This window comes from Solibacillus sp. iso_87 (assembly GCF_056173085.1).
Genome location: NZ_CM149656.1, coordinates 2081599 through 2101738 on the forward strand (window position 1 = coordinate 2081599; position 20140 = coordinate 2101738).

A 20140-nucleotide genomic window follows, 5' to 3' on the forward strand; every position below is an offset into this window, starting at 1 on the left:
TGAAGGAGCGTTATTTAATGAAAAAGATTCTTTTTATACTTATTTTTGCCGTTATTGGCTTTCAATTTTTTACGACTGTACAAGTTGGTGCTCCCGACTTACCTCAGCAGCTTTCACTAGCATCGTACTCCGTCTCAAACGGGGATCTTGTCCTTGTTAACCGGGACATCGCATTACAGAATGAACCTGGCAATTTAGCCCCTATTCCAGATGATATAGCTAAAAATGTAATCGTCAATTCAGAGTATTTTCTTGAAGAACAGGCTATTGCACCTCTTAAGCAATTATTCGATGCGGCAGCGGATGATGGAATCGAGCATTTCATAATCAATAGTGCCTATCGCAGCGGAAAACTTCAGAAACAGCTTTTTGAACAAATCGGTGCCGATTATGCCCTGCCTGCCGGCTATAGTGAACATCAGACGGGCTTATCGATTGATATTGGTTCGACTGTCGGCAAAATGGAAAATGTTGCAGAAGGAAAATGGATGGAAGAACACGCAGCGGAGTTTGGCTACATTCTACGCTATCCTAAACACAAAGTCGACATTACGGGGATTGAGTATGAACCTTGGCATTTCCGATACATAGGCTTGCCCCATAGCGTAATAATGAAGCAGCACGACTTCGTTTTTGAGGAATATATTGCTTATCTTAGAGAGAAGCAATTTTATAAAATGAAATTGGATGATACAACTTATTTTGTCCATTATACCGATAACAAGACAGCTGTCAATACGCTTGAATCAACGAATGTCAAGGTATCTGGTGATAATGTCGGAGGATATATTATTACTTCCGTATTGGAGGAAATATGATAGGCGTTCGTTATTGATAATTGGATAATTAAAAAACGACCATTTGCAAGTGCAACGGTCGTTTTTTATTTTGAACGCTTGATTAAACTTTAACTTCATTCTCTTTTTTATACGTCGCATGATGTTTTCTCGCTTCGAGCACTTTTGAAGCCGAAAAGATGAATACCGCCAGCCAAATACATACGAAAGTGATGAATTCTGTCAGTGTAAAAGGCTCCTTGTATAAAAAAATTCCGAGCATTAAGCTGATCGTCGGTGCCAAAAATTGAATGAAGCCCATTAAATAAAGTGGAATTTTTTGCGCACTTTTTGCAAATAGGACAAGTGGCAAGGCCGTTACGATCCCGCCGCCCATTAACAATAGATTGGTTTTCAAGTCCACTTGCATAAAGGCAATTTCCGACGTTTTCATTAAATAGAAGTAGATCCCAACGGCAATCGGTAAAACAAACAATGTTTCGATTGCGAGTCCGCGTGTCGCATCAAGCGGTATCTGCTTTTTAATAACACCGTAAAAAGCAAATGTTAGCGCCAGCGCAAGTGATACCCAAGGAATCGTACCGCCTAATATCGCCTGATACCCTACCCCGATGGCCGCAATGATGACGGCTACCGCAGTTGCCCGGGAAATTTTCTCTTTAAAAAAGATCAATCCGAACAATACGGATATAAGCGGGTTAATATAATAACCTAAACTCGTCTGTAGTAAATGTCCATTGTTTACTGCCCAAATAAAAATTCCCCAATTGAGCGAAACAAAAACCGATGCTACGAACAGTAAAAAAAACTGTTTCTTATTTTTCCATAGCATTTTTATATCTGCTATCATCTGTTTGTACTGACGGATCAGCAACACAAACAGAACGGTGAATACAAAGGACCAAATTACACGTCCCACTAAAATTTCTACACTGCCGACATGCTGCAGCTGCTTCCAGTACAGAGGAATGATCCCCCACATTAAATAGGCGCCGATTGCTAAAATAACGCCCTTCTTTAGTTCTGACATTGGTGCACCTTCTAATTTTTGATACTCTCATTATAGATGTCTATATTTGAGAAGTAAATAATTGTAGCTTAATAGAACGCTTTTTTATTATTCCACTATACCATTTTGCAGTAAGTACATTTTGTGGTATAACCCTTTTTGTGCGATGAGCTGCTGATGTGTACCCCGTTCAACGATCTCACCTTTATGCAATACTAATATTTGCTCAGCATCCTGAATTGTTGAAAGTCTGTGAGCGATCGCTATCGTAGTACGGCCTTTGCGCATTTTTTCCAATGACTGCTGAATGCCAACTTCTGTTTCGGTATCGATCGCTGCCGTTGCTTCATCGAGTACAAGGATTTTCGGGTTTGTCGCAATTGTCCGCGCAAACGCCACCAGTTGGCGCTGACCGCTTGAAAACGTCGAACCACGCTCTGTCACACGACTTCCATAGCCATCCGGAAGCGATTCAATGAAATCATTTGCCTGCACAAATTCTGCCGCTTCCTTCACCTTCTGTAATGTGAGATTTTCATTATACAGTCGAATATTCGAATCGATCGTTCCGTAAAACAGGAATGGGTCTTGCAGCACGAGCCCCATTTTTTCACGTAGTTCCCGCTGTTCGTAATCTTTGATCGACTGGCCGTCAATTAAAATTTCACCGCGCTTAAATTCATAGAAACGCATTAGGAGATTGATAATTGAACTCTTTCCGCTACCGGTATGCCCGACTAACGCAACCGTTTCTCCAGGGTTGACCGTGAACGAAATATTTTTCAGCACGTCTTGCTTGCCGTCGTAGCTAAACGACACACTTTTAAATTCGATATGGCCTTTTGAAACTTGAACCGGCTTGTTTTGCTGTGCTGGCTCGAGCTCTTCATTATCTATCAGCTCAAATACACGGGATGCCGCTACAATCGCTTGCTGGAACAGCGCGAGACGTTCCATTACTTGATTAATCGGGTCAAAGAAACGGTTCATATAAGTTATGAACGCGTAAACAACCCCGACTTCCACCGCTGTTTCAAATGATGTCCATCCGAAGTAAAACAGTAAAATAACGATTGCTGTAAAGTACACTAAGTCAATAATCGGACGAAGCAGAAGACTGTTCATTTTCGTATTGGCCATCATTGACTGGAAATGCTCTTCATTGACACGGTCAAACTCGTCATTGAAACGAGGTTCTTGACGGAATGCCTGCACGATGCTCATTCCTGATAATGTTTCAGAAAGTTTCGCATTAAGCTCACTCAGTTTTTCCCGCATGCGCATATACACAACCGAACTCATTTTGCGGTATAGCCAAATGATGTACATAATAACAGGCAGCAAAAGAAGCATGTAAAATGCTAACTTTGCATTTAGGAAAAACATCGCAAAATACACACCGACAATTAAAAACGCCGCCTGTACAAAGCTGATGAGTACCGACACGAACATATCTTTAATTGCTTCCGTATCATTTGTTGCCCTGGACACGATTGAACCGGCCGGAACCTGATCAAAATAGCGCATACCAAGTCTGTGAATTTTTGAAAACACATCAATTCGCAGTTGCTGAATAACTTTTAGTGCTAGCTCCTGGAATTTAATATTTTGGTAATATGTGATAATAACGTTCAGCAATTGAATAATAAAGTACCCAACACCGAGTGTGACGATTGGGGTCATATCAAAATTGCCAATCATTAGATGGTCGTCGATATACACTTTAATCAAATACGGACCAATAATATCTCCAAGAACGGTTAAAACAAGCAGAAACAGTGCAATGGCCAATATCTTTTTATGTGGCTTTAAATACGTAAAGAGGCGCTTTAATACGAGGCGTTGTTCTTTACTTGAAATCGTCTCATTCGCCATCTTGGTCACCCCCCTGTTCCACTAACTGCTCTAGTTGCTGTAACTGGTACATTTCATAATAGCTTCCTTCTAGTGCCATTAACTGTTCATGGGTACCTTTTTCAATAATTGTTCCTTCATCAACAACGATAATGACATGTGCCTGTTGGATTGCGCTTAAACGATGTGATGTAATAATCGTTGTCGCATTTTTCCGCTCTTCTTTTAATGCATGTAAAATCGCTTCTTCTGTGCGCGCATCAACCGCAGATAAAGAATCATCCAATATGAGCAGTTCAGGTTTCATCAGTAATGCCCTAGCGATGGAAATTCGCTGTTTCTGTCCGCCTGAAAGAGAAACTCCCCGTTCTCCGACAATCGTGTCATAGCCATCTGTAAAGTTCATAATGTCCTCATCAATATTCGCAAGTGCTGCCGCTGCACGAACTTCCTCCATGCTTGCACGTGGATTGGCAAAGGCAATATTGGAATAAAGTGTTGCCGAGAATAAAAAATGATCTTGCGGTACATAACCAATCGCCTGACGGAGAGAACTTTTCTTATAGTCATTTATATTGTGTTCACCAAATTGAATTGTTCCTTCATATCCTTCAAACTCACGAAGCAGCAGCTTTAAAATCGACGTCTTCCCCGCACCTGTTTTACCGACAATTCCGAGTGTTTCGCCGCGTTTCAGCTTAAAATGCACATCGTTTAATGTCGGTGCCGCATCTCCCGGGAATGTAAATGAAGTGACGTTGAATAGAAGATTCCCGGAAGGATATTCTTCAATAGCATCAATCTTGTCATCAATTTCAATCGGGGTATTTAAAATTCGTTCGATCCGGTCATATGAAACACTGCCTCGCTCGACGATATTGAACAGCATACCAATTGCCAGCATCGGCCAGATCAGAATACTTAAATACGTCGTGAAAGTAACTAAATCGCCAACAGTCATTGCATCTTCCAAAATAAATTTCGTCCCGAATCCAAGACTTAGCATAAAACTCAACCCGACTACAAAACTGATCGTCGGGTCAAATAATGAATCGACTTTTGCTACACGCATATTTTTTTCCACAACTTCATCGGAAAGTTTCGTAAAATCCGCAACATCCTCCTGTTGCTGACCAAACGTTTTCAGTACTTTCATCCCGCTGATACTTTCCTGTGTTTTATCGTTTAAATCGGAAAACGCAGCTTGGGCATGACGGAAACGCTCATGCAGAAGCTTGCCGTAATAGCTCGTGGATAAGGCGACTAGCGGCATCGGAATGAGTGCAATTAATGTCAGACGCCAGTCAATCGTAATCGCCATTGCCAAAATGACAAAGCCCCCTGTTGTAAGCGAGTCAAATAATGTTAAAACCCCGCCGCCAGCTGTTTGCTGCACTGCACTTATATCATTTGTTGCATGTGCCATTAAATCACCGACACGATTTTTTTGATAAAAAGACGGAGACATTTGTGTAAAATGGCGATGGAGCTTTTCGCGTAATGTTCGCGCCAACAGGTTGGACGATCCAAAAATCATTTGCCGCCAGTAGTAGCGCAGTATGTACATGGCAATTGCTACACCGATGATAATGGCAAGCCATTTAAACAAGCCTGCTTTCGTTAATGTACGAGCACCGATTTCATCGATAGTGAAGCCGATAATTTTCGGCGGCACGAGCTGCAGGATGGCAACTAATACAAGCATTAGAAGCCCGACTGTGTATTGGTATTTTCGCTCTTTAAAAAACCAACCTAATTTAATAAATACCTTCATTCTTTCACCCTCTTTTGAGTCCTTTTCATATGGTGGGGTTGATTTCCATTCCGGGTCGGACGCTTTCCGCGGGCGTGGCCTGAGCCTGTAGTCTCAGCCGTCACGCTATTCCCGCTGGAAGCTTGCTTGTAGCGAAAGGCGCCAGCCGTCAGCTAGTGTTTTAGCAGTGCGAAAGGTGAAACCGTCAGCACGAACACTCGCCTCCCCTCCATTCCAATCAACTTTACTGTCAAAATTACAACATCCCACTATTTACTAAGAACCTCTTTTTTTCTCAAGTTCCCCCATTTTACCAAATATTTTAATTTTCCGATATATTTTACAAATATTTTTTTCGGATTCCGAATTATTTTTTTAATTAAAATTTTTCTGTTGATTTTGTAATGGTTTTTGCATTTATATTTTCCCTTTCAATATTTCCGTATCTTTTTGTCCATACTAAACTCAATACTCCATTTACAGCAGATTTGTTTTAACTTTTCTGCAGCTATGGTAACTGCTAAATGAATATCGAAAGGAAGTTTTTTCATTGAGGAAACAATTATTATTATCGTTTGTTGCTACTTTTTTATTGTTTGTACCGGGAGCATTCGCACATACACACTTAGTATCAACTAATCCTGCTGAAGGTGAGACTGTTGACGAAAATATTAAAAATATTGATTTAACGTATGAAGGAAAAATTGAAGAAGGAAGTATATTTAAAGTAATAGCAAGTGATGGTAAGGAGATAGAGATTCATTCTATTTCTGTAAATGATGGGGTCCTATCCGGAATTATGCTTGATCCTCTTCCAAATGACACTTATACCGTTGAATGGGATAGTATTAGCGAGGATGGACATCCATTATCAGGTTCATTTTCATTTGCAGTAAATGCGCCTGCGGAGACAAAGAAGGAAGAGGATACTGCAGCTGATACAACTGAAAAAATTGCCAACGATGTCGATTCAATAGTCGATACATTAAAGGATGAAACAAATTCCGATGATGATGACGATGGCTCATTTTGGACTCTTGTTATTGTCATCACGCTTATTGTGCTTGTGCTCGCAGTGATAACGATGTACAGCTATAAGAGATGGTTAGTTAAGAAAACGAAAAAATAAAATAAAATAAATAAAAAACTGCACTCTAACTGTAAAAAGTAACAATTAGAGTGCAGTTTTTCAATTTACTGTGCTGTTATACCGCCATCCACTACAAACTCTGCACCTGTTGAGTAGCTTGACTCGTCCGATGCTAAGAAGACTACTAATTGGGATACTTCTTCTGGTTGCGATACGCGTTTCAGCGGGATATGCTTTGCAAATTCTTCGATCGCAGCTTTTGCATCTTCCTGCATAATCATTGGTGTTGCAATAACACCTGGGTGTACTGAGTTTACACGAATACCCATTGGCGACAAGTTTAACGCAGCTGCTTTCGTCATACCACGAACAGCAAATTTAGTATCTGTATAACCTACAGCACCACCAACTAAGCCATTGATTGACGAAATGTTGACGATTGAACCGCCACCAGCTTTCATCATTGAAGCCGCTACTGCTTTCATACCTAAGAATACAGATACTTGGTTAATATTGACGATTTTCATGTATTCATCTAAAGACATTTCCAGCATATTTTTATTCATTGAAATTCCAGCATTATTTACTAATACGTTTACAGGACCAAATGCTTCTTCTGCTTTTGCAATAACAGTTGTCCAATCTTCCTCTGAAGTAACGTTTTGTTTTAAGAAGATAGCATTTTCCCCTAATTCTGCAGCAAATGAATTCCCTTTTTCTTCATTTAAATCTGTTAAAACTACTTTTGCACCTTGTTCTACAAATGCCTTTGCATGGGCAGCACCCATACCTTGAGCTGCACCTGTAATAATTGCAACTTTACCTGTTAATCGAGACATCCAAATCATCCTCCTAAAAATATGATAGTTAACTATCACTATCTTAATTTAACAATAGCAATGTTTGATCGGTCCGTCAATTTTTAGTGGCTATGAATTGTAAAAACATCGCCTTAATCAGCTTTAACTGCTTTTTGGGATCTAATTTCACGGGTAGATTAGGGTCATGATCAGTCAAATAGGATTCTACAGTAAAGTAACTTATATTTTGTACAACAGTAAACACATATTCCGGAATATCAATACCTGGTCGTATTGATTCATCTTCCTTTCCTTTTTCTGCAATAGAATACAAAACATTGGCCATTTCTCTCCGAATATCTACAAATTCCTTGTACTCGTATGTCTCTTCAGAAATCGGTTTATATGCTTCGAACGCTTTAAAAAACTTAACAAACTGATGCTGCGGGTCATCGATTAACTCAATATAATAAGTTAAGATCCGTTCAATTTGTTCATAAGCTGTCAAATGTTCATTTGCAATGTGCTTGATCGTATTTGTCATTTCTCTAGTTATATCATTATTGATTGCTAAAACGAGTAATTCTTTATTTGCAAAATAACGATAAAATGTCGCAATACCAATCCCTACTTCATTTGCAACGTCCTGTAATTGTACTTGCTGAATTCCGCTATCTAACATCAAAGACTTTGCTGCCTGAATGATTTGTTCCCTGCGCTGTTGTTTTCTTTGTTCTCTAATACTCAATAGTCTTCCCCTCAATTTTACATATTATAGCTGTATTGTATCATGATTATATACAGTTAATTTAATAGTCTTGCTCAAAAAAATACACCGCAACAATTGGATTCAATCGTTGCGGTGTCTGTATTAGCGTAAACGTTCCAAGTCCTGGTAATCTTTCATATATGGGCCATCTTCAGCCACAGCTGAATGGTACAGCGCTTTAACGGCGAAGTTTTTTTCCAGTCCCATTTCCGATTTCAGTTTTTTCAGTTCGTCATGCAGTTCGCGATGCTCATTGATTAATTTCAGCATCGTTGTTTTATTGTATTTCATATCTTATCACTCCGATTAGTTCATCACTTGAATGATGACTACTTTTAAATAATTGAATTCCGGGAAGTTATGCGGCACAGTGAAATCTTCCGGCAACTGGTGCTCTTCTAAAATTTTATAGCGTGCCCCAAAATCTTTAAACGCTTTGTCTATGAACGTTTTGAACTTTTTCATATTAAAGCTTGCATTGTTCGTTGATGCAACAATTACTCCACCATTGTTTGTAATCGTCAACGCATCCTTGAGCAATTTCGGATAATCTTTTGACGTACTGAACGTCATTTTTTTCGTACGAGCAAAGCTTGGTGGATCCAGTACAACGACATCAAATTTCAGACCTTTTCTTGCGGCATAGCTGAAGTAGTCAAATACGTTCATCACTTTAATATCTTGTGATTCATAGTCAATTCCATTCACACTGAATTGCTCAATTGTTTTAGGCAAGCTACGTTTTGCCAAATCGACACTAGTCGTACCCGATGCTCCGCCTAAAGCTGACGCAACCGAAAACGCACCTGTGTACGAGAATGTATTCAGTACCGTCTTATCTGTTGAATAGCGGTCACGTAATGCTTTACGCACATTACGCTGATCAAGGAAAATTCCTGTCATTGCCCCATCATTCAGATCAACCGCAAAGTTCATGCCGTTTTCCTGAACAATCAGCGGGAATTCACCTTTTTCACCTGATACATAATCATCCTGATCAATATATTGACCATTTGTATCAAAGCGCAGTTTTTCATAAATCCCGCGTGTATTCACTGCCGCATTCAATGCTTCATATATATCATTACGGAATGAATAAATCCCTTCACTGTACCAGCTTACCATGTAAAAGCCGTTAAAGAAATCAATTGTCAAACCGCCAATACCGTCACCTTCGCCATTAAACACACGGAATGCAGTTGTATCTTCAGAGGCAAAAAAGTCTGCACGTTTTTCAGCAGCTTCACGGATTTTTTTCGTAAAGAACTTCACATCTATCTGCTCTTTTTCTTTACGAGTCAGCACCCAGCCGATTCCCTTGTTTTGAATACCGTAATAGCCAGTTGCAATATACCCGCCGCTTTTATCAACCAAATGAAGAAGGTTGCCTTCTTCAATCGATACTTCCGGCATTACAACTGTATCTTTTAAAATTAATGGATTGCCATTCGTCAAATCCTTAATCGCTTTACTTTCTACTTGTAGTTCTGTTTTTTTTCTCATGCTTTCATCCTTACTACTGTTTTTCGTTCATAAAAAAGAGAGACTTGTTTTAAATACAAATCTCTCCGTACAATATCAGTTTACTACGAATGCTTGGGAATAGCTACTCGCATGTTGAGTTGACGCTTACTAGTATTGCTTTTTTATAATTAATTAGGTAGAAGGAACTCTCGTATACAGTCTACATTTGAAGTGCTGTTTGCTTCTCATTAATTTCAATTTCAAAGCCTAAATCTCTGATTAATGCATAATCCGCATTTTCCTCTTGACCTTCTGTTGTTAAATAATCCCCTACAAAAATACTATTTGCAGCATACAACCCAAGTGGCTGTAACGAACCTAAGTTGATTTCACGTCCTCCAGCGATTCGTATTTCCTTAGTTGGATTAATGTAGCGGAATAAGGCGAGAACTTTTAAACAATATCGGGGATCCAGCTCCTGTGTACCTTCTAGCTTTGTACCATCAATCGCATTTAAAAAGTTGATTGGAATGGAGTCTGCATCCAGCGCATGAAGTGCATAGGCAATATCGACAACATCCTGTTTCGATTCACGCATTCCAATAATGGCCCCCGAACAAGGTGACATCCCATATTTTTTAGCAATTTCAACCGTGTTGACCCGATCTTTATATGTATGTGAAGTTGTAATATAATCGTGATGCTTTTCAGATGTATTCAAATTATGATTATAGCGGTCGACTCCAGCTGTTTTTAATTGTTCTGCCTGTTCATCTTTTAGCAACCCTAAACAAGCACATACTTTTAATCCGTATTTTTCTTTAATTTCCTGAACCGCTTCACTTACAACCTTTACATCTTTACGTGTCGGTCCACGTCCACTAGCAACAATACAAAACGTTCCAATCTGATTTTCAAATGCCTTTTTAGCTCCGGCAATAATTTCTTCTTTTGTAATAAACGGATATTTTTCAATTGGTGCAGTAGAAATTGATGATTGTGAACAATAGCCGCAATTTTCAGGACAGTAGCCACTTTTAGCATTCATAATCATATTTAGTTTTACCTTTTTACCGTAATAGTGTTTCCGAATAAGGAAGGCCCCTTGCATTAATAGCAGCAATTCATCGTCTGATGCATGGACAATGGCTAACGCTTCTTCATGTGTAAGTATTTTTCCTTCGAGAACTTCTTCAGCTAATTGAACCCAATTCATTATTATTCCCCCTATTTGTGTTAACCTATTAAAATTTACAGTTAACGTAAATATAAAGTAATAGCATTTTTACGTCAACCATTTTTCATTTAAAGTTAACAAATAAAGTGTATACCTATGATTTGATTTAAAGTTTAGGTTCAATAATCAGAAAATTATTAGAAAAATTTGAGGACTTACAATAATTGAAGGTATGTTCAACAACAAAAAGCACATGCCATTTAACCCGTACTAATTGAAAACCCTTTTTTCCTGAAATTTACCCAGTTCGGGTTTTATCCCTATTCAGTTTTGATTAGTAATTTCGAATTTAAGTACTCTGAAATCATTGGAACAGCTACATTTACATTATTCCACATAAAATACTTGAGCTCCGCATCTTCTATATTTGAAGCTGTAAAACTCTCTACAACATCAAATTTCTCTACATCTATGGTAGTAATCTCGTCATCTTTTCCTTTGTAATATAATATCTTGACAGTTAATTCATGCTTGTCAAAAATCACCAATATGTATTCTGATATTTCATCATAAGTCATAAATAAATTAACCTTCATATATTCAACGCTATTCTCATGCATATTAATGCCCCCTTCTTTACGCCTACATTCGACACTTTATTTATTAATCCTTTTTATAAAGGAAAAAAAGCGCCTATTTTACAGAAATACCGCCTATAAAAGGAGGTAACAATTAGGTAATAAAAACTACACTAGGAATCCCGTTCCATTAGTAGGGAGTTGCGGGAACAATAATATCTGTTTTTCACTATTACATCGGTGCCCACTCATTCTTTCACTATTCTTATTATTAGGATAGGCATAAAAAAACTCCCCTTTATAATGAACAGATCTTCTGTCCACATAATAGGGAGCATATTTTAAAAGTTACGTTGTTACTTTAAATACCGTTTTCATTTTTTCAATAATACCGCCTGATGAATATGTCAGTACACTTCGTTTGTAGAATGACAGACTTAGGAAGTATAGTGTCAGTACTGTTACCACTAAAAGAACGAAGCTAATGATTGGTTCAATGGCATTCATATCCGTTGCACCTAAACGCATCGGCATAACCATACCTGATGTAAACGGAATGTACGAGAATACTTTAATCAGCATTGTATCCGGGTTACCCATACCTGTCAGCATTACGTAGAATCCTACAAGTGTCAGCATCATTGCCGGCATCATTACTTGCCCTGCCTCTTCTACTTTTGATACTAGGGAACCGAATAATGCGCCAATAATTAAATACATGAAAATCGTTAAGAATAAGAACCCGACAATGTATAGGAAGTAACTGATCGATAGCGAATTAATCAGATCCGTTACAATTGACCATTTGTTTCCGCCATCTGAGAAGCGAAGCAATAATAAGAGGCCGCCGAATAGAATTACAAATTGTGTAAGAGCGACTAAAAATACACCGACAATTTTCGAACGGAAATGCACTTCAGGCTTCACGCTCACTAATAACATTTCCAGAGCACGAGACCCTTTTTCCGAAGCAACATCTGTTGTAATCATTGATAAATACGATGCGACAAAAATATAAATGATAATTCCAATCGCATACGAAACCCAAACACCCGCCATTTTTTCTTCAGCAGATTTACCGTCATCTGCAGCTTCATTCAATGAATTTAACGTAATGACCGGTTCTGACGATAATAGTAGCTGTTGCTGCTCTGGTGATAATTCCATTTGGCTCATCGCGTACAGCTGACCTGCTGCACTTAGCGCACTTTGGAAATCTTGCTGGTCATTTAGCGGAAGCGGATCATATGATTCAATTTTCGCCGCTAGTTTGCCATCAGCATCTGATAAGGTAAAGGACGCATAATAGTCTCCGTCCTTCAATTTATCCGCGATATCTCCCGATTCAACATATACATACTCCACATCCTCTGTATCCTGCAGCACTTGCGCGATATCAAACTCAGTTTCATTTACAACAGCAACTGTATCGGCATCCCCCGAGAAAATGAGGTCTTTAATTTCAGACCAGAACATAAACCCGCTTAGCACTACCAAGTAAAGCAATGTTGTTAAAATAAAGGATTTTGAGGTAATTTTTTGTTTATATAATTTTTTTATAAGTACTTTAAATTTAGACAAGGCCGGCACCTACTTTCTCTTTGAAAATTTCATGCAGCGATAAATAATCTAAACTGAACTTTTCGATGTAATTGCCGTTTGAAAGCAGGTCAAAAATTTCAGGTGCATATCTTTCATCTTCAAGTGTCAGCACCGCCTGTGAATCCCGTTCCATTTTGACATGATTCACACCTGGATACTTACTTAATTCTTCAAAGGATTTCTCGGTACGTACCGTCAGTTTCGTTTTACCGTACTGCTTTTTCAGATCAAGCAGGGAGCCTGAAAACAGGGATTCACCGCGTTTTAATAAGCATAAGTGATCACAAAGCTCCTCAACGTTATCCATTTGGTGACTCGAGAATAAAATCGTCATTCCTTGGTCGCGTAAATACAATATTGCATTCTTCAGCAGCTCCATGTTAACCGGGTCCAGTCCGCTAAACGGTTCATCAAGAATTAAAAATGCCGGTTTGTGAATAAAGCTGGCGATTAATTGGACCTTTTGCTTATTACCTTTTGATAAAGTCTCGGCTTTCACATTTCGTTTTTCTTCCAGATCAAAGCGCTCTATCCAAAAGTCGATATCTTTTTTCAGCTCGTTTTTATCCATTCCATGCAGCTCGCCGAAAAAGTAAAGCTGCTCTTCCACTTTCATTTGCGGGAAAATACCGCGCTCCTCCGGTAAATAACCCAAAAAATCACGGCTTACCGATTTAATCGGCTGCCCATCCCACGTAATGGCACCTTCTGTTGTATCCTGTAAATCCAGAATCATTCGGAATGTAGTCGTTTTACCTGCACCATTTTGCCCGATCAAGCCGAATATTTCGCCTTTTTCAATTGTAAAGTTCAATCGGTTTACTGCAACGAAATCACGGTAGCGTTTCGTCACATCTTTCAGTTGTAACACCATGAGCGTACCTCCTGTTTATAAGAACTAGCGAATTCCATTATATAGTAATTCCTCCAAATATAAAATAAGTAAAAATTATGTAATAAGTAATGTTTATAAAAATACTAAACAATTTCATTCACTATGTTTATGTACGGAACAGAACAAGAAAAGATTCATTATTTCAAAAAAAACTTAGTAAGGAATTCATCCATACTAAGTCCGTAAAAAAGTTATTTAATTTTTTTCTTTAAAAGCTGGGCTCAGTTCGCTCCACACATCGAATTTATTTTCATCCAAATCATAAAAGACAAAATTCCTCCCAGCATGTCCGCGATCTTCAATCTCACCGACTTTTACCCCGCTTTGCTGAAATTCTTTATGCAGTTTTGCTAAAGCATGTAATCCATCAACTTCAAATGTTATTGAAAAACGTTCGTTTCCATGTTTATCTTTAAAATTGGCAGTGACATTTTCATTCGATTTCACTAGAAAGAAACTTTGATTTGCAAAGTTTAATATGGCTTTATCCGTGTCTTTGTAACTTAATGCCGCCTCCAAGTTCTTCACATACCATTCTGCAGATTGATCCATATCCGTTACCGGTATGTAAGTTGTTCCGACTCTCACTAATTTTCCGCCCATTTTTCTTCTCCCTCTTAAGTTCTACGCATTGATTGGTAAATAGATTTCTACTTCTTCCCCTTCGTTGACAGGGTGGTAAGTTTCGATAATATAAGAATCAAGATCTCTATTATAACCTTGCGCGGTTCCCCAATTCAGCAAATTTTCATGAAGTTTATCCAATTCCATTATGTTCCCTCTTGTCGTAATATAATGGTTTTTCGTCTCTAAATAATCCATTCCTGTCGGGATTTGGTTCACTCTCTCGCGAACGATAAATCCTACATAGAAATTGCCCGTCGTATGGTCGGCACTCTTTTTAGGCTCATATAATGCAATTTCACTTTCAGTCGGGAAGTCGACCTCACTAGAACGGCTTAATAACCGTTTTGCAAGCAACGGTACTTCACTTCCAAAGTTTCCATACTCCCCACTACCCTTTAAACCAACCAACTTGAATTCTTTTTTTATCATTTTAAATGTCAATTAAATCACCGCACTATTCATTATTTTTAATCCACTCTTCCAGCAAACTACGGTCAAACATGACTGCTTCATTTCATCTCCTAATACTTAAAGTTAATTTTAGTAAATTAATTTTACCATATTTTTCTATACAGCTTAAATAAAAATGGCTTAGTCCTTTTAAAAGAACTAAGCCATCAAACAGCATATTTTATTTTCTGTAGTAATCAACAATCCCGTTATAAATTGATTGTGCATAGATTTCTACATACTTGTCATTGATTAATTTTTTACGGTCTTCAGCATTTGAGATGAACCCAAGTTCTACTAATACAGAAGGAATGATCATATTGCGAGTCACATAATACTGTGCTTCTTTTACACCACGGTTTCTCATATCCGCATTTTTGACGATCTCATTATTGATATACGTCGCAAGCTTTTTATCCTCTTCATACTGGTCACCTGTTGTTATGCTGTAGTACGTTTCAGTACCTTTTGCACTTGTAGATGTCGCCGAGTTTACGTGAATACTTACATAAACTTCACCGAACTTGTCCTTTGTAAATTTCACGCGGTCCTGAAGGGATGGATACGTATCTCCTGAACGTGTAGTATATACAGTTGCGCCGTTCGCTTCAAGTTTTTGTTTGACAAGATTGCCAACTTTTAAAACGATCGCTTTTTCAGTACTACCAGAGTTAACAGCACCTGGATCTTTACCACCGTGCCCTGGGTCTAAAATAATAATACGGTCTTTAATAGGACTGCCTTTTTCGTTCACTAGTTTAATGTACGATTTGTGCACATAGCCTGTATCTTTGCCCGCTGTTACTTTTGCCCAATAGCCATTAATGGAATGTACTGCAATTACTGTTCCTTTTGATAACTTTTTAATTGTCGCTGATGATCCTGATGCCGATTTGCGCATGTTTAAACTCGCAACCGTTACTTTACCGGTTGTGCCGGATGTTACGACAGGATCGTTATTGTCGGAATCCGTTTCTGATGGTGGCGGAGTCACATTTGAACCCCCTACATCCGTCGTGCTATTTTTTACAATATAGCCTGGAATCCCACCTACTGTTGTTAAATAATAACCGTCAATTTCTTTGTAGACTGACAATGTTGAACCGGCAGAAATTTGTTTAATTTTTTTTGATGACGATGTCGGTTTGTAATACAGATTTATAATTGTATTTGTCTTGACAGCTTTAATTGATGGTCCAATGGCACTGCCGTCTTGTTCAAGGAATTTTGCATATGATTTGCTGATATAACCGTAATAGCCTTGATAAGAAACTTTTAACCAATTACCTTCCACAGCATACACCGATAACTTACCGCCCGAATTTACTCTTCCAATCACTGCACTTGATGTTGTTGGCTTTGTACGAACATTTAAGCCATCTGTTGTTACTGATACAAGACCAATTACTTGTGTCGTATCAACTGAATCAAGGTGTTCGGGTAAGGCTAGTCGGAATTCATCGCTTTTTGCTCTTGCGATAAATGATGCGAACTGTGCTCGTGTTACCGAGCCTTTTGGCATGTATTTGCCGTCACTACCTTTTGTAATCCCATTATAGTAGATTGCTTTAATATACGGAGCATATGTATTCGAATTCGATACATCTGGGAAGTACACCGGTAAATCTTTATAGTCACTTACATTTAAATTAAATGCGATAGATAAAACGTGACTCATTTCTTCACGAGACAAAGTGGCATTAGGAGAAAATTTCCCTGATGTTTTAGTAAATAATCCAAGTTGACGTGCACGTTCAATATATGTCGATTGTTCTGTTCCGACTTTTACATCTGTGTACGAGGATTTACTTACTTTTAGTGGACTTTTACCTGCAGCAATGACTGCCATTTTCGCAGCTTGTGCACGCGTCACACTCATGTTGGGTTTGTAGTACGTTTTGCCCTTTTCCTGATATCCTTTAATCGCCCCAAGGCTAATTAAATACTGGATCTCGTCGTAAGTGGCATCGGTTGTCGCAACATCTGCAAATACTACTTTAGCTGATGTCGGTGTAACAGCTAGTGTACAAACGAGGAAGATTGCAACAACCAATGTAATCAGTTTTTGATTCATTGTTCCCTATCCTTTCATAAGCTGTCCCCCTCATTGTATAGTACAAAACCGGAAAAAAATAGAGGTAAATCCATATTTAATGTCAAAATCTTGTTACAGTCTAGTTACAAAAAGATTACATGGAATAATATTCTTGGTTTGTAAAGTGGAAGTAAAGGGTAAATGGTCTATTTAACATTGTTGTAATAAAGCGAATTGTCGGTGTTTTATCACGAGCAAAAAAAGAATCCAGTCCGTAATATTTCGGACAAACGGATTCTTTTTTAGTCTATAATTTTTTTGTGATTTCGTATTAATTTATTAAAAATTGATAGAAAATTGTTTTGCAATTGTACGAATCTCTTCAATTTTTTCCGGCTTTAAATATTGCATCATTTTTGGAACAAACTGTTCTACGTCCTCTTTAGTAAATGTACCTTCATCCTGCTTTTTAAAATTTTCGGCAAGTAAAGCTTTTGCTTCCTCCATCTTGTCCTCTTTTACTCGTTGTAAAATAAAATTCGAAAACATTTCCTGCATATTTTTATCTATTTGCATAATGACTGCCTCCCTATAATTTTAATTTGTGAATATCAGCATTACTTTAAAATTATAACAATAAATCCATTTAATAATCTATTTATTGCCTATAAATCTAAGTAAACAACTATACATCATTCCTCCTCTTAATTGCCGTAAATAAAATTCCCCAAAATAAATAATCAGCTCAGCCTATTACTAGTCCTAAAAAACCTCATCATCGAATAAAATGCACAAATATGTAATTAATGGAGGACATTTTATGAATTCAATATTTACCTATATCTTTTTAGGCGTAACTATGGCCGCTACATTTGGACCTGTTAAGAACGTCCTTCTAAATACAGGTTTAAAGAACGGGTTTTTTCATGCCTGGTTTTTCAGTCTTGGTGCTTTGACTACTGACATTGTCTATATGTTCATCGTTTATTTTGGAGTTGGAAAATTCATCGATTCGATACTATTACAAACAATACTATGGTCTTTTGGTTGTTTCGTTCTTTTGTATACAGGGATAGAAAGTTTATTGACGCTACATAAAATTGAAATGAATTCAAAAACCGGCCGGATCACAAGATTAAGACATTCGTTATTAGCTGGATTATTGATGTCTTTATTAAACCCGATAACAATCCTTTTTTGGCTAGGAATTTATGGCTCCATCCTTGCAAAAACAGCGGGTATCGCTAGTGGATTTGACATCATAATAATTAGCAGCGCCATATTGCTCGGCATTATTTTAGTGGATTTTCTATATTCATTTTTGTCCAGTGTCGCCCGCAAATTATTATCCATTAAGCTACTGAAGACTGTAACCGTTATTTCATCCATATTTATGATTGGATTTGGAATCTACTTTGGAAAGCAGGCTTTTCATTTGTTATTTTAATTGATGTAGCATAGACAAAAAAGCCTTGCGTATAAAATAATCCCAAAAGGAAACCATACCTAAATAAATATAAAATTAGCCGAGGTGTGGTAATGGATATAAATAAGGGACATGTAAGTATATGGTGTATTGTAAGTCTGACTTCTATTCCTCTCATCATGACTTTAGGAAATTCAATGCTTATTCCAGTGCTCCCAATACTAGAAGACAAAGTCGGAATTACATCATTTCAATCGAGCATGATCATTACAAGCTATTCAGTCGCAGCAATTTTTCTTATTCCAGTAGCAGGCTATTTATCTGATCGCTTTGGCAGGAAAGTCGTCATATTACCGAGTCTGATCTTAGCTTTAATCGGTGGACTAATTGCAGGGTTTGCTTCATGGAAAATGGATGACCCTTACACAATGATTATTATCGGCAGAATCATTCAAGGTATAGGTGCTGCCGGAGCGATGCCAATTGTTTTACCTCTTGTAGGTGACCTGTATCAAGATGATGATGAGAAAATCAGTTCAACTTTAGGGATAATAGAAACTTCTAATACGTTCGGAAAAGTATTGAGTCCTATTTTAGGCTCAGTTTTTGCTGCTATATTATGGTTCCTTCCGTTCTTTTCTATATCAGCACTCAGTTTAATTTCCATTGCACTTATATTCTTCTTTGTTAAAGTACCTAAAGATAAGGATGAACCTTTAAAGTTTAAGGAATTTATACGTAATACAAAAGAAGTTTTCAAAGACGAAGGAAGATGGCTGTATACGGTATTCCTTAACGGGGTCCTTGTTATGCTCATATTATTCGGCATGTTATTTTTCTTATCAGAAAACCTGGAAAAAGTTCATGATATTAAAGGTATTAAGAAAGGTTTTGTACTGGCCATCCCGCTTTTACTTCTTTGTATTTCTTCTTATATTTCCGGTCGGAAAATTAAAGGAGATTTAAACAGAATTAAGAAAATTATTATTATTTCCTTGATTGCAATGTCTGTCAGCATTATCTTTGTCGGGTTCACAAGCAAAAAACTAATCCTTTTGCTGATTGTAACAAGTATAGTCGGAATAGCTATCGGTGCTCTATTGCCTGCGCTTGACACCATTATTACGGATAATATTAGAAAAGAATTACGTGGTACCGTATCCTCATTCTATAGTTCTGCGAGATTTATTGGTGTTGCAGCAGGTCCGCCAATCATGTCACTTGTCATGAAAGACCACCTCAATATTAGCTATATTACTGCAGGTATATTAGGATTTATTCTTTTATTTTTCGTTATTAAGTTTATTAAAGTAGAGGATATTGAATCAAAAGAATTAATATAAAAATAAGGACCTAACAGCAATAGCTGCATAGGTCCTTTTTATGTTTCAGGCAGATTTTAAACTAAAAAGTATGAGGGAAATCCCGCAGAAAAGACATATTATTCGTGTCAGTGAAATCTTTTCTGCCAGGCCAAGCAATGCTAGTGCTGTTGTAACAATTAAAACAACCGGACCGACTAGTGCTAGTAGCGTATTAATATAAAAGGCTTTTTCTAAATCATTGAATTTAAACATTAATGCAGCTGCCGTTAATTCTATACTTCCGGACATAATTCTTAAAGCAATGATAATAATGAGTGCCTTATCCATAAATGTAACCACATCCTTGCTAGTGTTGTTACCTAACATATGCAATCAATCCTAGAAATATATTTATAAAAACATATAGGAAATCTTTAAATAGCAAACCCTCATACAATAAATTCCAAAACAATCTGAAAATATAATTTTACATGTGATACATTCCTATTT

20 protein-coding genes are annotated in these 20140 nt (G+C 37.7%); 4 read left to right on the plus strand and 16 right to left on the minus strand.

The genetic code is table 11. The features are described 5' to 3' along the window. Positions 1-17 precede the first annotated feature (17 nt). Positions 18-818, plus strand: a complete 801-nt coding sequence (locus AC0VXV_RS10410; protein ID WP_475528085.1) for a M15 family metallopeptidase — start codon at positions 18-20, stop codon at positions 816-818. 82 nt (positions 819-900) lie between these two features. On the opposite strand, the gene rarD is transcribed toward AC0VXV_RS10410, so the two are convergent. The 3 genes from rarD to AC0VXV_RS10425 all read right to left on the minus strand — a co-directional run bounded on the left by rarD (position 901) and on the right by AC0VXV_RS10425 (position 5434). Continuing rightward, positions 901-1827, minus strand: coding sequence for an EamA family transporter RarD (rarD, locus tag AC0VXV_RS10415; RefSeq protein WP_475528086.1), 927 nt, complete (start codon positions 1825-1827; stop codon positions 901-903). An 87-nt stretch (positions 1828-1914) separates the two neighbouring features. Further along, positions 1915-3681, minus strand: a complete 1767-nt coding sequence (locus tag AC0VXV_RS10420) for an ABC transporter ATP-binding protein (protein ID WP_475528088.1) — start codon at positions 3679-3681, stop codon at positions 1915-1917. Further along, positions 3671-5434, minus strand: a complete 1764-nt coding sequence (locus AC0VXV_RS10425; protein WP_475528089.1) for an ABC transporter ATP-binding protein — start codon at positions 5432-5434, stop codon at positions 3671-3673. Before AC0VXV_RS10425 ends, AC0VXV_RS10420 begins: the two co-directional genes overlap by 11 nt. Before the next feature lie 529 nt (positions 5435-5963). On the opposite strand from AC0VXV_RS10425, the gene AC0VXV_RS10430 reads away from it, so the two are divergent. Beyond that, entirely contained in the window at positions 5964-6542 is a 579-nt protein-coding gene (locus AC0VXV_RS10430; RefSeq protein ID WP_475528090.1) for a copper resistance CopC family protein, read from the plus strand. 65 nt (positions 6543-6607) lie between these two features. Here AC0VXV_RS10430 and AC0VXV_RS10435 read toward each other — a convergent pair whose 3' ends face one another. From AC0VXV_RS10435 to AC0VXV_RS10490, 12 genes are all read right to left on the minus strand, one after another. Next, complete coding sequence (locus tag AC0VXV_RS10435) at positions 6608-7342, minus strand: glucose 1-dehydrogenase (protein ID WP_475528091.1); 735 nt, start codon at positions 7340-7342, stop codon at positions 6608-6610. A 76-nt stretch (positions 7343-7418) separates the two neighbouring features. Then, complete coding sequence (locus AC0VXV_RS10440) at positions 7419-8051, minus strand: TetR/AcrR family transcriptional regulator (protein WP_475528092.1); 633 nt, start codon at positions 8049-8051, stop codon at positions 7419-7421. A 123-nt stretch (positions 8052-8174) separates the two neighbouring features. Beyond that, positions 8175-8363, minus strand: a complete 189-nt coding sequence (locus AC0VXV_RS10445) for a hypothetical protein (RefSeq protein ID WP_008403793.1) — start codon at positions 8361-8363, stop codon at positions 8175-8177. Positions 8364-8378: 15 nt separating this feature from the next. Then, complete coding sequence (locus tag AC0VXV_RS10450; RefSeq protein WP_475528093.1) at positions 8379-9575, minus strand: class I SAM-dependent rRNA methyltransferase; 1197 nt, start codon at positions 9573-9575, stop codon at positions 8379-8381. 181 nt (positions 9576-9756) lie between these two features. Further along, entirely contained in the window at positions 9757-10752 is a 996-nt protein-coding gene (gene bioB, locus AC0VXV_RS10455; RefSeq protein WP_475528094.1) for a biotin synthase BioB, read from the minus strand. 281 nt (positions 10753-11033) lie between these two features. Further along, the gene (locus AC0VXV_RS10460) at positions 11034-11333 is read right to left on the minus strand and encodes a trypsin (RefSeq protein WP_475528095.1); all 300 of its coding nucleotides are present in this window, start codon (positions 11331-11333) and stop codon (positions 11034-11036) included. Between the two features lie 306 nt (positions 11334-11639). Then, positions 11640-12872 (minus strand): ABC transporter permease, encoded by a 1233-nt coding sequence (locus AC0VXV_RS10465; protein ID WP_475528096.1) that lies wholly within the window; start codon positions 12870-12872, stop codon positions 11640-11642. Continuing rightward, positions 12865-13767: an ABC transporter ATP-binding protein gene (locus tag AC0VXV_RS10470; RefSeq protein WP_475528097.1), complete on the minus strand. Its 903-nt coding sequence runs from the start codon at positions 13765-13767 to the stop codon at positions 12865-12867. Before AC0VXV_RS10470 ends, AC0VXV_RS10465 begins: the two co-directional genes overlap by 8 nt. 216 nt (positions 13768-13983) lie before the next feature. Next, a complete protein-coding gene (locus tag AC0VXV_RS10475) occupies positions 13984-14391 on the minus strand; it encodes a VOC family protein (protein ID WP_475528098.1) in 408 nt (135 codons plus the stop codon). A gap of 21 nt (positions 14392-14412) precedes the next feature. After that, complete coding sequence (locus AC0VXV_RS10480; RefSeq protein WP_475528099.1) at positions 14413-14856, minus strand: GyrI-like domain-containing protein; 444 nt, start codon at positions 14854-14856, stop codon at positions 14413-14415. Positions 14857-15046: 190 nt separating this feature from the next. Next, positions 15047-16939 carry an N-acetylmuramoyl-L-alanine amidase gene (locus AC0VXV_RS10485; RefSeq protein ID WP_475528100.1) on the minus strand — a complete coding sequence of 631 codons (1893 nt, stop codon included), beginning with the start codon at positions 16937-16939 and terminating at the stop codon, positions 15047-15049. A gap of 300 nt (positions 16940-17239) precedes the next feature. Continuing rightward, the gene (locus AC0VXV_RS10490; RefSeq protein ID WP_475528101.1) at positions 17240-17476 is read right to left on the minus strand and encodes a hypothetical protein; all 237 of its coding nucleotides are present in this window, start codon (positions 17474-17476) and stop codon (positions 17240-17242) included. A gap of 244 nt (positions 17477-17720) precedes the next feature. Between AC0VXV_RS10490 and AC0VXV_RS10495 the strand changes: the two genes are divergently transcribed. Both AC0VXV_RS10495 and AC0VXV_RS10500 read left to right on the plus strand, forming a co-directional pair. Beyond that, entirely contained in the window at positions 17721-18347 is a 627-nt protein-coding gene (locus AC0VXV_RS10495; protein ID WP_475528102.1) for a LysE family transporter, read from the plus strand. Between the two features lie 92 nt (positions 18348-18439). Then, positions 18440-19669, plus strand: coding sequence for an MFS transporter (locus tag AC0VXV_RS10500; protein ID WP_475528104.1), 1230 nt, complete (start codon positions 18440-18442; stop codon positions 19667-19669). Between the two features lie 45 nt (positions 19670-19714). Here the strand turns inward: AC0VXV_RS10500 and AC0VXV_RS10505 are convergent, their stop codons facing one another. Then, positions 19715-19978 (minus strand): YqhV family protein, encoded by a 264-nt coding sequence (locus AC0VXV_RS10505; protein WP_420820144.1) that lies wholly within the window; start codon positions 19976-19978, stop codon positions 19715-19717. Positions 19979-20140 lie beyond the last annotated feature (162 nt).

Excerpts from the sequence above, each read along its gene's own strand:
- AC0VXV_RS10460 (WP_475528095.1), bottom strand. The coding sequence starts at position 11,333 with ATGCATGAGAATAGCGTTGAATATATGAAGGTTAATTTATTTATGACT.
- AC0VXV_RS10425 (WP_475528089.1), bottom strand. The coding sequence starts at position 5,434 with ATGAAGGTATTTATTAAATTAGGTTGGTTTTTTAAAGAGCGAAAATAC.
- AC0VXV_RS10495 (WP_475528102.1), top strand. The coding sequence starts at position 17,721 with ATGAATTCAATATTTACCTATATCTTTTTAGGCGTAACTATGGCCGCT.
- bioB (WP_475528094.1), bottom strand. The coding sequence starts at position 10,752 with ATGAATTGGGTTCAATTAGCTGAAGAAGTTCTCGAAGGAAAAATACTT.
- AC0VXV_RS10470 (WP_475528097.1), bottom strand. The coding sequence starts at position 13,767 with ATGGTGTTACAACTGAAAGATGTGACGAAACGCTACCGTGATTTCGTT.
- AC0VXV_RS10490 (WP_475528101.1), bottom strand. The coding sequence starts at position 17,476 with ATGCAAATAGATAAAAATATGCAGGAAATGTTTTCGAATTTTATTTTA.
- AC0VXV_RS10435 (WP_475528091.1), bottom strand. The coding sequence starts at position 7,342 with ATGTCTCGATTAACAGGTAAAGTTGCAATTATTACAGGTGCAGCTCAA.
- AC0VXV_RS10410 (WP_475528085.1), top strand. The coding sequence starts at position 18 with ATGAAAAAGATTCTTTTTATACTTATTTTTGCCGTTATTGGCTTTCAA.
- AC0VXV_RS10505 (WP_420820144.1), bottom strand. The coding sequence starts at position 19,978 with ATGGATAAGGCACTCATTATTATCATTGCTTTAAGAATTATGTCCGGA.
- AC0VXV_RS10450 (WP_475528093.1), bottom strand. The coding sequence starts at position 9,575 with ATGAGAAAAAAAACAGAACTACAAGTAGAAAGTAAAGCGATTAAGGAT.
- AC0VXV_RS10445 (WP_008403793.1), bottom strand. The coding sequence starts at position 8,363 with ATGAAATACAATAAAACAACGATGCTGAAATTAATCAATGAGCATCGC.
- rarD (WP_475528086.1), bottom strand. The coding sequence starts at position 1,827 with ATGTCAGAACTAAAGAAGGGCGTTATTTTAGCAATCGGCGCCTATTTA.
- AC0VXV_RS10420 (WP_475528088.1), bottom strand. The coding sequence starts at position 3,681 with ATGGCGAATGAGACGATTTCAAGTAAAGAACAACGCCTCGTATTAAAG.
- AC0VXV_RS10500 (WP_475528104.1), top strand. The coding sequence starts at position 18,440 with ATGGATATAAATAAGGGACATGTAAGTATATGGTGTATTGTAAGTCTG.
- AC0VXV_RS10475 (WP_475528098.1), bottom strand. The coding sequence starts at position 14,391 with ATGGGCGGAAAATTAGTGAGAGTCGGAACAACTTACATACCGGTAACG.
- AC0VXV_RS10485 (WP_475528100.1), bottom strand. The coding sequence starts at position 16,939 with ATGAATCAAAAACTGATTACATTGGTTGTTGCAATCTTCCTCGTTTGT.